This window comes from Halorientalis regularis, from assembly GCF_023698535.1.
GTDB lineage: Archaea > Halobacteriota > Halobacteria > Halobacteriales > Haloarculaceae > Halorientalis > Halorientalis regularis.
The window spans coordinates 99,757-111,387 of record NZ_JALJCL010000005.1 but is presented as its reverse complement, the minus strand read 5'-3'; the positions used below and the strand labels follow the sequence as shown (position 1 = coordinate 111,387).

The window sequence follows — 11,631 nt, the reverse complement described above, 5'->3', positions numbered from 1 at the left end:
GTGGATTACTCTTCGTCGTCGTCGAAGTCCAGAATCTCCTCGGCGGGGGCTTCCTGCGCTGACTCGGATGCTTCTCTGATCGCCTCGGTGGCGTCCGCCGACTCGGCCGTCTCCACCGGGGCCGCCGCGTCGTCCTCGCTCGCCGAGCCGGTGGCCGCCGAGACCTCGTCGGGGGACGCCTCCGCGTTCGTCCCGCGAGTCTCGGCGTTGGGGGTCGTGTCGTCCTCGGGCCGGTCGTCGACCGACGGTTCGGTGACGGCGGACGCCTCGGCCGCGTCCGCGTCGTCGCCGGTGAGCGAGTCCACGATCGTCCCGAGCGTTCCGCGGTCGCTCGATTCGGCGGCTTCCGCCAGCGGTTCGCCTGCGGGCGTGCCCGAGAGGTGCCGTCGCAGTCGCGCGACCGGGTCGTCGTCACCGTCTGCGGACGGAACGTGCAGGTCCGCGTCGCCGGCGACTGTAACCTCGATGATCGCCGTCCGGCTCTCGATGTACATCCCGACTGCGCCCAGTGCCGCCGCGAAGCCGAGCAGGCCGCCCACCAGCAGGGCCTCGCCGAGCATCCCCACCGCGTTCGAAATCTGTCCGAGGAGGCCGAGCATACCGCCCATTCCGGTCCGCCCGGCGGCCTGCGGGTCGATCGTGCCGAGGTCGATCAGCGAGTCGAAGTCGACGACGAGGCCGACCCCGACGCCGGCCACGCCCGCGACCAGGCCCCGGAGCGCGTAGCCGATCCAGCCGGTCTCGCCGACGGTCTCGCGGCCGACGCCCTCGACGTTGGGCCGCTCGATGGCCCGGAAGTTCGACCCGTCGCCGTCGGGGGTGAACGCCAGCACGCGCTGGCTGGTGACGACGATCCCGTTCTCGCCGATGGGCACCGTCGTCTCGATCCGTTCGCCGTCCCTGAGGCGACGGCTGGCCTGCTCGCTCCACCGCTGCATGCCCTGCCGGTTGTCGGCCAGCACACATGAACCTGACGTGCGATGAGTGGATACAAGCCGGCCGGCCTGCAATCCCCGGTATGACCGACGGGACCGAACGGGTCTGGCTCGTCGAGCGCGAGTACAGCGACAAGGGACTGCTCACGCTCGTGTACGCCACCCCCGACGGCGAACGCTACATGCAGAGTAACCGCTCATCGAACATGCTCCAGGGTAGCGGTGTCACCGCCGCAAAGGAGGCCACTGCCGACCAGTTGAAGCCGGTGGACGACCCTGACTTGCGGGAGCGCTACGCCAGCGAGGCCGACCGCGTCGCCGAGAACAACGGCCCCGACGACGAGATCTGATGTCCGACGAGACCGTTCGCGTCTGGCTCGTCGCCCGCGAGTACGAACACGAGGACATGGTGACGCTCGTCTACGCGACGCCGGACGGCCAGCGGGCTGTCTTCCAGCAACGCTCGACGCGGATGCTGTTCGACTCGACCGTCACCGCCGGCCTCGACGTGGAACCCGACCGCCTGGAAGCCGTCGATCCCGAGGACCGGGAGCGGTACGCGACCGAGGCCGAGCGGATGGCCGAGCGACACGATCCCGACGACGAGGTGTGAGCCGGATGGCCCGACCGCAGGGAGGGCCATCGAACGAGCAAGCGGTGAAACCGCGAGCCGGATGGCCCGACCGCAGGGAGGGCCATCGAACGAGCAAGCGGTGAAACCGCGAGCCGGATGGCCCGACCAGTGAGGGATCGAAGATCCCTCTGGCAGCCGGCGCGTCGTCGTTCGAAAGGCGCTTCGCGCCTTTCGTGATGTCGCCAGACGCCGTCGGCATCTGGCTGCTAACCAGAACGCGGAGCGTTCTGGTGATGACGAGAGAGCTTTGCTCTCTCGGACCACGCCGGCGACGCAGGGAGAGGCATCGAACGAGCGAGCGGCGGCGGGGGAGCCGCGAGCCGTCACGGACAGACTCAGGCGCGCGTTCGTCGTGGCCGGCCATCCGCTACCCGACGTACTCCCGGTGAACCTGCGCCAGATCGACGTTGCTCGGGAAGACGTGCAGCGCAGGTGTGACGCCCCAGATCGAGGTCGTGACCAGTTCCTCGGCCGACCGGAGTCGCTCGCGCCTGGCGTCGTCGTCGATTCCGTCGAGCGACCCCCACTCCTCGACAGTGACCGGGACCACCAGTGTGTCCCGCCCGCGCCAGTAGGGATCGCGGAGGCCGGCCGGCGTCAGGTAGTACGCCGACTCGAACGTCGAGCGCGTCTGGATGATGACGTGGAAAACGCCACCCTTCTCGTCGGTCTCGGCGGTTTTCAGCGTCTCCCGAACTTCGGGGTCGAGGTCGGGGCCTGCCACGGCCGGCGCTTCGTCGGCGACGAGCGTGACGTACGCCTGTTCCTCGCCGTCCTGCTGGAGGCCGTTGTCGATGGCGCGGTCGGCGGCCGGATGGAGGTCCGCGTGACCGCCGGTCAACCGGACCGAGGGCCGGCCGAGGGCGCTGGTCGCGCCCAGTGTCAGGAGACTTCCCGCTCCGGCGGCGAGCAGGTCGCGTCTGGAGAGTTTTCGGAGCGCGTCGAGTCTGGAGGGCATACTCGCGGGTACAGGGGCCCCCGAAAAATCACTTGGGCTACAGCACGCCCCGCTCGTCCAGCAGGGCCAGGAACTCGTCCTCGTCGATTTCCGGGACGTCTTCGGCCGCGGCGTCCTCGCGTTTGTTGGTCCCCGGGTTCTCGCCGACGACAAGATAGTCGGTGTTGCCCGAGACGCTGCTGGTGGCCGACCCCCCGTTGGCCTCGACCAGGTCCTGGGCCGCCGAGCGCGTGAACTCGTCCAGTGAGCCGGTGAACACGAACGTCTCGCCGGCGAGTTCGTCGCCGGCGTCGGCCTCGACCGGCTGAGGATCGACGCCGCGCTCGCGCAACTGTTCGATCACCTCACGGTTGCGTGCCGATTCGAAAAACTCCCGGATCTCGCGGGCGACGGTCGGACCCACGTCGGCGACGGACTGGAGTTCCTCGGTGTCGGCAGCCATCACGGCGTCGAGGTCGCCGAACTCGCGGGCCAGCGATTTGGCGGTGCTGGGGCCGACCTCGGGGACGCCGATGGCCGCGAGGAACTCCGGAAGCGGTGGCTCCCGTGCCGCCTCGATCTCGGTGAGCAGGTTCTCGGCGCTCGTCTCGCCCCACCCTTCCAGATCGGCCACGGCCTCGCGGTCGAGCGCGTAGAGGTCGGGCAGGCGCTCGACTAGCCCGGCGTCCATGAGCTGCTCGATCCGTTCGGGGCCCAGGCCCTCGATATCTAGCCCCGTGCGGCTGGCGTAGTGTTCGATGGCCCGCTCCAGCTGGGCGGGACAGGCCAGCCCGCCGGTGCAGTAGGCCATGGGCCCGTCGCGCTCGACGGCGCTGTCACAGGCCGGACAGTGATCCGGGAACGAAAAGTGGCTCTCGGTGCGGTCCTCGACGACTTCCTCCACGTCGGGGATCACGTCGCCGGCGCGTTTGACCCGCACCGAGTCACCGACGCCGACGCCCAGGCGCTCGATCTCGTCGGGGTTGTGGAGGCTGGCCCGCGAGACCGTCACGCCGGAGACCTCGACGGGGTCCAGCAGGGCGACGGGTGTCAGCCGCCCCGTCCGGCCGACCTGGACGACGATGTCGGTGACCCGTGTCACCTCCTTGCGGGCGGGGAACTTGTAGGCGAAGGCCCACCGCGGGTGCCGGCTGGTCGCGCCCAGCAGGTCACGGGCCTCGCGGTCGTCGACCTTGATGACGACGCCGTCGATCTCGTAGGGCAGGTCCTCGCGCCCGTCGAGCATCGCGTCGCGGTAGTCGATGGCGGCCTCGATATCGTCGACCACCTCGACTTCCTCGGCGACTCGGAGACCCCACTCCCGGAGCGCCCGGAGGTCGGCCTGCTGGCTCTCTGCATGCTCGCTGGCGTCCAGCACGCCGAAAAAGAAGATCGAGAGCGGGCGCTCGGCCGTCACCGAGGGGTCGAGTTGTCGGAGCGTGCCCGCGGCGGCGTTGCGCGGGTTGGCGAAGGCGTCTTCCCCGCGCTCGACCCGTTCCTTGTTGTACTCTCGGAATGCAGCCTTGGGCATGTACACCTCGCCCCGCACGGCGAGGAACTCGGGGTAGTCCCCGCGGAGCCGCTGGGGCACGCTCGGGATGGTCCGGACGTTCTCGGTCACGTCGTCGCCCTCCACGCCGTCGCCGCGGGTCGCTGCCCGTTCGTACTGGCCGGCCTCGTAGACGATCTCGACCGAGAGCCCGTCGAACTTGGGCTCACAGACGTACCGCAGGTTTCCGTCCCAGTCGGCGTCGTCCAGCCCGTCCCGGACGCGTTCGTCGAACGCCCGGACCTCCTCTGTCTCGCCGCTCTGGTCGATGGAGAGCATCTCCGCGACGTGTTCGACCGAATCGAGTTCGTCGACGGCGTCGCCGCCCACGCGGCGGGTCGGGCTGTCCTCGGTATCGAGATCGAACTCGGCTTCGAGGTCTTGCAACCGCGAGAACAGGGCGTCGTAGGTACGGTCGCCGATCACTGGATCGGTCTCGACGTAGTAGCGGTAGTCGTGATAGCGGATCGCCTCGCGCAACTGCTGGGCTTGCTCGCGGGCTCGGTTCTCGTCGATAGCAGCGACCGGCGCGAAGTCGGTGTCCGGCTCCGTGACGTAGGGGTTGTCGGCCGGTGCGTCCGCGTCCATATCGGCTCCTGTATCGGGTCCGTATAGAGTCCCGTGGTCTCCCGTCAGAGCCCGGCCACGTCTTCGATGGCGTCGGTGAGCTCTTTGATGCTCTCGACGGTGTGTTCGCCCATGTGGCCGATGCGGAAACTCTCCTCGGAGATGTCGCCGTAGCCGCTGGAAAAGACCATGTCGTACTCCTCGGACACCTGCTCGACGGTCTCGGCCACGTTAATATCGCGCGTGTTCTCGATGCAGGTCACGGTCTGGGATTCGTAGCCGTCCTCGGGGTACAGACCGAAGTGTTCGCGGGCCCACTCGCGGGTGTACTCGGCCATCTCGCGGTGGCGCTGGTCGCGGGCATCGTGGCCCTCTTCGAGCATGTGTTTCATCTGCTTGCGGTAGGCGAGCATGATCGGGATGGCGGGGGTCGAGTGGGTCTGGCCCTTCCGGTCGTAGTAGTCCAGACAGCGCCGGAAGCCACCGTACCACGAGGAGTCGCCTTTCTCGACTTCGCGCTCGTAGGCGGCGTCGCTGACGGTACAGATGGCCAGCCCCGGCGGCATGGCGAAGGCCTTCTGCGTGGAGGTGAAGATGCAGTCGACGTCGTGGGCCTCGATGTCGACGTAGTCGCCGCCGAGACAGGAGATGGCGTCGACGACGAAGTAGGTGTCGGGGTAGTCACCCAGTAGGTCGCCGATCTCCTCGACGGGGTTGCGGACGCCCGTGGAGGTCTCGTTCATGACGACGCCGACGGCGTCGTAGCCCTCGTCGCTCTCCTCCAGCGCGTCGCGGATGTCCTCGGGTTTGACCGCCTGCCCCCACTCGTACTCGATGCGGTCGACCTCCTTGCCGAGGCGCTCGGCCACGTTGGCCTGGCGTTCACTGAACGCGCCGCTCGTGGGGACGAGCATGCGGTCCTCGACGAGGTTGAGCGTCGTGGCCTCCCAGAACTCGGTCCCCGAGGCCGTGAGGACGATCACTTCGTCGTCGGTGCCGAGGAACTCCTTGGTGTCCTCCACGATGGTCGTGTAGAGGTCCGTCATCCGGTCCATGCGGTGGCCGAACATCGGTTCCGCCATCGCCTCGATCACGTCGTCGCGGACCTCCGTCGGCCCCGGAAGATACAGCGTCTTGTCGGGATAGTCGCCCGTGTATTCCTGTTTCTTGGTCACCGAAACCACCTGGTACCCCCAACTCCTCGGCCGGGGGGCATGGTAGTTTTGATACCGCGGCGGGGGCCGGCCATTCAGTCGGATCCGTCCCCGCAGAGTCGTTCGGCCAGCGGATCGAGGTGACCCCGCCCGACGACGGCCACCACGTCGCTCTCGGCGCACAGGGTAGCGAGCCGGGTGGCTATACACCCGCTTCGCGCGCAACCCCTCGACGGCATCGGTTTCGCCCCGACGGATCGTAAATTCCAAATAGGAAATACAAGAACATAAACGCGAACGCTCCCGGCGTGACACGCTGTGGGGCCCTCCGACACCGATGGTCCGAAAACGTACACTCGTGATGGCGGTACTCGCCGTCCTCGCCGGGACCGGAATCGCGGTGGCGTCCAGCACGGCCGATTCGAGCCGGTGTGAACCGGTCGACGAGACCCAGAACATCTCGAAAGAGCGCCTCCAGAACCGGACGAACGCCTCCGACTACGAGGACTCCCGGTCGAACGTGAGCGAGGACGACGGCTTCGTCCTCACCGGCCGGAAACTGGCCGAACTGGCGATCGACGAGATCCTCGAAGAGGAGCCCTGCGGGAACGAGACCGCACCGAACGGCTCGACGACCTCGACCACGCCGACCGGCAACGCGACCGCCACCCCGACCGGGACCGCCGCACCGACGGAATCGGACGCCTGACTGCCCGCGTCTTCTCGCCCCGTCGACTACAGTGTCCGATTTCACGGCCACTCTCCCGTGTGTCACGAACACTCACAGAAATATTGCCGTAACTCTCGGTTATAGATGGCTTGAGATATATGAGTGTGGTACATGACTGACGACACGCGACGGTTCGGGACGCGGTGTGTCCACGCCGGCCAGGAAGAGCCGGATCCGGCGACGGGGGCACGCGCGCCGCCGATCTATCAGACAACGTCCTACGTCTTCGAGGACGCGGAGCACGCGGCGGACCTGTTCGCGCTGGAGGGCGACGGTAACATCTACTCGCGGTTTCACAACCCGACGGTCCGGACCCTGGAGGAGCGACTGGCCGCGCTGGAGAACGGGGTCGACGCCGTCGCCACGGGTGCCGGGATGGCGGCGCTGGACGCCGCCACGTCGGTGCTGGCCGAAGCCGGCGACAACGTGGTCTCGGCCTCGTCGATCTACGGCGGGACCCACACCTATCTCTCACACAACGCCCGCCGGCGCGGGGTCGAGGCCCGCTTCGTCGACACGCTGGACTACGCGGCCTACGACGACGCCATCGACGCGGACACCGCCTACGTCCACTGTGAGACCATCGGCAACCCCGCGCTGGTCACGCCCGATTTCGACGAACTGGCTGCCGTCTGTGAGGCAAACGACGTGCCGCTGTTCGTCGACAACACGTTCGGGACGCCCGCGCTCTGTACGCCCCTCGATCACGGCGCGGACATCGTCTGGGAGTCGACGACGAAGTGGATCCACGGGTCGGGCACGACCGTCGGCGGCGTCCTCGTCGACGGCGGCTCCTTCGCCTGGGGAGAGTTCCCCGAGAAGTACCCCGAGATCGGCGCGCCGAATCCTGTCTTCGACGGGACGACCTTCAGCGAGCGGTTCGGTGACCGCGCGTTCGCCGCCGCCGCCCGCTATCGGTCTCTCCGGGCCCTTGGCGACGGGCAGAAACCCTTCGACGCCTGGCAGACCCTCCAGGGCTCGGAGACGCTCGCCGTCCGGATGGAGCGCCACTGCGAGAACGCGATGGCCGTCGCGGAACACCTCGACGACCACCCGGAAGTCGCGTGGGTCACCTACCCGGGCCTGGAGCACCACGAGACCCACGACAACGCCAGCGAGTATCTGGAGGGGGGCTACGGCGGCATGATCGCCTTCGGGCTGGAAGACGGCTACGAGGCCGGCCGTGACGTGTGCGAGTCGGTCGAGCTCGGACAATTCCTCGCCAACGTCGGCGACGCCAAGACGCTGGTCGTCCACCCCGCGAGCACCACCCACGCTCAGTTGACCGAGGACGAACAGCGCAAAAGCGGCGTCACGCCCGACCTCCTGCGGCTCTCGGTCGGCATCGAGGACGTCGAAGATATCAAGGCAGACCTCGACCAAGCCATCGCGACGGCCACGAGGACGTAGCATGGAGGTCGAACGCGACACGATCTCGGTCGGCGAGTTCGAGTTCGAGTGCGGGGAGTCCATCCCCGACCTCGAAGTCGCCTACGAGGCCTACGGCGAGTTCACCGGCGAGAACGCGGTGCTGGTCTGTCACGCCCTGACCGGCAGTTCACACGTCGCCGGCCACAGGACCGGCAAAGACACCAGCGGCCAGGCCCGCGCGTGGTGGGACGACATCGTCGGCCCGGGGAAGGCCATCGACACCACCGAGTACTACGTGGTGTGTGCCAACGTTCCCGGCTCCTGCTACGGCACCACGGGCCCGGCCAGCGAGAACCCCGAGACCGGCGAGCCCTACGGCACCGACTTCCCCGCCGTCACGGTCGGCGACTGGACGGAAGCCCAGCGCCGCCTGCTCGACGAACTCGGGATTCCCGCGCTCCACGCCGTCGTCGGCGGGAGCGTCGGCGGCATGAACGCCCTGGACTGGGCGAAACGCCACCCCGACCACGTCGAGCGCGTGGTGTCCATCGCCGCCGCCGCCCGCCTCGACCCGCAGTGTCTCGCCCTCGATGCGGTCGCCCGCCGGGCTATCACCACTGACGACGCCTGGCAGGGCGGCGACTACTACGACACCGACGACGAACCCACCGATGGCCTGGCGCTGGCCCGCCAGATCGGCCACATCATGTACCTCTCGAAGGCCTCGATGGAACAGAAGTTCGGCCGCCGTGCCGCGGGCCGGGACGCCATGCGGACCTTCCCCGTCGACCCCGCTGGAACCTTCTTCCCCTACCGGGACGTGGAGTCCTATCTGGACTACCAGGCCGAGAAGTTCGTCGAGCGGTTCGACGCCAACGCCTACCTCTATCTCACCCGGTCGATGGACAACTACGACCTCGCCGCCGGCTTCGAGGACGACGCCGACGCCCTCAGTGCCTTCGAGGGCGAGGCCCTGCTGATGTCCTTTACCGGTGACTGGCACTTCACGACCGAGCAGTCCGAACAGGTCGCGGAGGCCTTCCGCGACCTCGACACGCCGGTCGCCCACCACGTCATCGAATCCGACCACGGTCACGACGCCTTCCTCGTCGAACCCGAGAAAGTGGGGCCGCCCCTCGCCGACTTCCTCGATTCGGGGGTCGACGGGAAGGCGATCACCGACACCGCCGAGGACGACGAACCCGAGAGTCAGTTCGCGCCCGTCCACACGAGTCTGTTCTCCTGAGCAGGTGTGAGCCGCTCCGCTCACCGCGCGGAGACGGCTGCAGCCACACCCACCAGAAACGCCGCGACGTGGGCCGGTTGCGCGACCGCGACGGCCGGCACGGCCGCCAGTACCGTCGCCGCCTGCGCGGGATCGGTCAGCGCCGCCCCGCTCCGGTCGCTGGCCGTCGCGAGCACGGTCACGGCGGCCCCGAGGGCGGCGACGAACCCGGCGACGGCCAGCGGATTGTCACTGAGTCGTTCGAGGACGACGCTTCCGGTCCGACCGACGCGACCACTCATCGCCCGTCGCTTCTCACCGGAGAAATATGAACCCATCCACACCGGGGAGACGGCTCCGGCCCGAACGTATTCGGCCACTGTCACCCACGAGTGGACAGCTATTTCTTCGGGGCGTGTGAATCGCCCCCAGCCATGACGGACGACGACGACGACCAGATCGAGACGAAGTCGCTCCACGTCGGCCAGGAAGACCCGGATCCGGCCACGGGGGCGCGCGCACCGCCGATCTACCAGACCACGAGCTACGTGTTCGAGGACGCCGAGGACGCCGCCGACCAGTTCGCGCTGGCGAAACCGGGCTACATCTACTCGCGGCTGATGAACCCGACCGTCGAGACCCTGCAGGAGCGCATCGCCGCGCTGGAGGGTGGCGTCGGCGCGGTCGCCACGGCCTCCGGGATGGGTGCGCTCAACCTCACCGACTTCGTGCTGGCCGGGCCGGGCGACAACATCGTCACCGCTTCCTCGCTCTATGGGGGGACCTACACCTACTACACCCACACGCTCCCCAGGAAAGGTGTCGAGGCGCGGTTCGTCGACACCCTCGATTACGAGGCCTACGAGGACGCCATCGACGAGAACACGAAGTACATCCACTGCGAGACCATCGGCAACCCCGCGCTGGTCACGCCCGATTTCGACCGCCTCGCGGAGATCGCCGACGATCACGGCATCCCGCTGTTCGTGGACAACACATTCGCGACGCCGTACCTGTGCAACCCCATCGAACACGGCGCGAACCTCGTCTGGAACTCCACGACGAAGTGGATCCACGGTCACGGGACGACCGTCGGCGGCGTCGTCGTCGACGGGGGCAACTTCGACTGGAGCGCCCACGCCGAGGACTACCCCGAGATCGCGACGGACAACCCCGCCTACCACGGCGTCAACTTCGCCGAAGCCATGGGCGAGCAGGCGTTCACCTACACCGCCATCGCGCGCGGCCTGCGCGACCTGGGCAACCAGCAGTCCCCCTTCGACGCCTGGCAGACCCTCCAGGGCGTCGAGACCCTGCCCCAGCGCATGAGCGCCCACTGTGAAAACGCCATGGCCGTCGCGGAGTTCCTCCAGGACCACCCCGAGGTCTCGTGGGTCACCTATCCCGGCCTGGAAGGCCACGAGACCCACGACAACGCCTCGAAGTACCTCGACGGGGGGTATGGCGGCATGATCACGTTCGGGCTGGAAGACGGCTACGATGCCGCCCGTGGCACGGTCGAGTCCACCGAGGTCGCCAGCCTGCTGGCCAACGTCGGCGACGCCAAGACGCTCATCATCCATCCCGCCAGCACGACCCACCAGCAACTCACCGACGAGGAGAAGGAAGCCGCAGGTGTCACCGACGATCTGGTCCGCCTCTCCGTGGGACTGGAGGGCGTCGAGGACATCACGGCCGACCTCGATCAGGCCATCGCTCAGTCGACCTAGAACAGGCTAAAGAGCCGACTGGTCAGCGCGGCCTGCCGGTAGGCCAGTTTCTGGAACGCGGCGGGTTGCCGGACTGCCTCGTCCAGCACGAGGTCCGGCATCGACCGGCGGGACTGCTCGAACATGAAGGTGGTCGCTACGTCGGCCGCCACGTCGCCGAGCAACTGCAGCACCGTCAGCGTCTGTGGCCCGAAGGGGCCGTCGGTCTCGATGGATAGGTCACCGCCGAGGACGGCCGAGGTGGCCGGCCGGCCGTCGATGATCGCCTGCCAGATGTCCCACTCGGCTTCGAGCACCGCGTTGACCTCGCGGTCGTCGGGCCCGTCGAGAATTTCCACCTCGGGACACTTCCCGTTCTCCAGCCCGATGTAACAGTAGATGTTCCCCTCGTGGACACAGAACTCGAGTTGATCGAGGAGGTCCTGTGACACCGGCGGGAAGTGCTCGCGGACCCCGTCGTCGATCAACTCGGGTGCCTCGTCGAGCGTCACGTCGTCGATGTCGTTCCGGATTTTCTCCGGGACGCCCTCGAACACCAGCTCCGGCAGGTCCCCGATCCGCGTCTCCGAAAGCGGCAGGTCCTCGACCACGATCAGCACGTCACCGTTCGACCCCACACCCCAGCCGACACCGACGTCGTCCAGCGCAGCGCTCTCGTTGATCTCGCGCCGGTATGCGTCGAGCCACTGTTGCGTGGGAAACAGACTCACACTCAAGACACTTCCTGTACACGTTTCCTACACAAAAGGCCTCCGCCCAGTACGACGTAAATTAAAATCAGAGATGGCATGAAAAGATC

12 protein-coding genes are annotated in these 11,631 nt (G+C 67.6%); 6 read left to right on the top strand and 6 right to left on the bottom strand.

Annotated elements, in window-relative coordinates; translation table 11 throughout:
- Positions 1-5 precede the first annotated feature (5 nt).
- On the bottom strand, positions 6-938 hold the full coding sequence (locus MU521_RS07985; RefSeq protein WP_139171079.1) for a hypothetical protein: 933 nt from the start codon (positions 936-938) through the stop codon (positions 6-8).
- A gap of 80 nt (positions 939-1,018) precedes the next feature.
- On the opposite strand from MU521_RS07985, the gene MU521_RS07980 reads away from it, so the two are divergent.
- Both MU521_RS07980 and MU521_RS07975 read left to right on the top strand, forming a co-directional pair.
- Complete coding sequence (locus MU521_RS07980; protein WP_092690507.1) at positions 1,019-1,285, top strand: DUF7967 family protein; 267 nt, start codon at positions 1,019-1,021, stop codon at positions 1,283-1,285.
- A complete protein-coding gene (locus MU521_RS07975; protein ID WP_092690509.1) occupies positions 1,285-1,548 on the top strand; it encodes a DUF7967 family protein in 264 nt (87 codons plus the stop codon). The genes MU521_RS07980 and MU521_RS07975 overlap by 1 nt, the downstream gene beginning before the upstream one ends.
- Positions 1,549-1,936: 388 nt before the next feature.
- Here the strand turns inward: MU521_RS07975 and MU521_RS07970 are convergent, their stop codons facing one another.
- Genes MU521_RS07970 through MU521_RS07960 form a run of 3 tightly spaced genes read right to left on the bottom strand, consistent with a single transcriptional unit; the run spans position 1,937 to position 5,797 of the window.
- Positions 1,937-2,527 carry a hypothetical protein gene (locus tag MU521_RS07970; RefSeq protein WP_092690512.1) on the bottom strand — a complete coding sequence of 197 codons (591 nt, stop codon included), beginning with the start codon at positions 2,525-2,527 and terminating at the stop codon, positions 1,937-1,939.
- Positions 2,528-2,564: 37 nt separating this feature from the next.
- Positions 2,565-4,643 carry an NAD-dependent DNA ligase LigA gene (ligA, locus tag MU521_RS07965; protein WP_092690514.1) on the bottom strand — a complete coding sequence of 693 codons (2,079 nt, stop codon included), beginning with the start codon at positions 4,641-4,643 and terminating at the stop codon, positions 2,565-2,567.
- A 44-nt stretch (positions 4,644-4,687) separates the two neighbouring features.
- Positions 4,688-5,797 (bottom strand): pyridoxal-phosphate-dependent aminotransferase family protein, encoded by a 1,110-nt coding sequence (locus MU521_RS07960; protein ID WP_092690517.1) that lies wholly within the window; start codon positions 5,795-5,797, stop codon positions 4,688-4,690.
- Between the two features lie 316 nt (positions 5,798-6,113).
- On the opposite strand from MU521_RS07960, the gene MU521_RS07955 reads away from it, so the two are divergent.
- From MU521_RS07955 to metX, 3 genes are all read left to right on the top strand, one after another.
- Complete coding sequence (locus MU521_RS07955) at positions 6,114-6,485, top strand: hypothetical protein (protein WP_139171080.1); 372 nt, start codon at positions 6,114-6,116, stop codon at positions 6,483-6,485.
- 132 nt (positions 6,486-6,617) lie between these two features.
- On the top strand, positions 6,618-7,916 hold the full coding sequence (locus tag MU521_RS07950; protein WP_092690523.1) for an O-acetylhomoserine aminocarboxypropyltransferase/cysteine synthase family protein: 1,299 nt from the start codon (positions 6,618-6,620) through the stop codon (positions 7,914-7,916).
- A gap of 1 nt (position 7,917) precedes the next feature.
- Positions 7,918-9,123 (top strand): homoserine O-acetyltransferase MetX, encoded by a 1,206-nt coding sequence (metX, locus tag MU521_RS07945; protein WP_092690526.1) that lies wholly within the window; start codon positions 7,918-7,920, stop codon positions 9,121-9,123.
- 20 nt (positions 9,124-9,143) lie between these two features.
- Here metX and MU521_RS07940 read toward each other — a convergent pair whose 3' ends face one another.
- Positions 9,144-9,404, bottom strand: a complete 261-nt coding sequence (locus tag MU521_RS07940) for a hypothetical protein (protein WP_092690528.1) — start codon at positions 9,402-9,404, stop codon at positions 9,144-9,146.
- A gap of 132 nt (positions 9,405-9,536) precedes the next feature.
- On the opposite strand from MU521_RS07940, the gene MU521_RS07935 reads away from it, so the two are divergent.
- Positions 9,537-10,832 carry an O-acetylhomoserine aminocarboxypropyltransferase/cysteine synthase family protein gene (locus MU521_RS07935; RefSeq protein ID WP_092690531.1) on the top strand — a complete coding sequence of 432 codons (1,296 nt, stop codon included), beginning with the start codon at positions 9,537-9,539 and terminating at the stop codon, positions 10,830-10,832.
- Here MU521_RS07935 and MU521_RS07930 read toward each other — a convergent pair.
- Positions 10,829-11,542, bottom strand: coding sequence for a hypothetical protein (locus MU521_RS07930; RefSeq protein WP_092690533.1), 714 nt, complete (start codon positions 11,540-11,542; stop codon positions 10,829-10,831). The two genes, MU521_RS07935 and MU521_RS07930, sit on opposite strands and share 4 nt — an antisense overlap.
- Positions 11,543-11,631 lie beyond the last annotated feature (89 nt).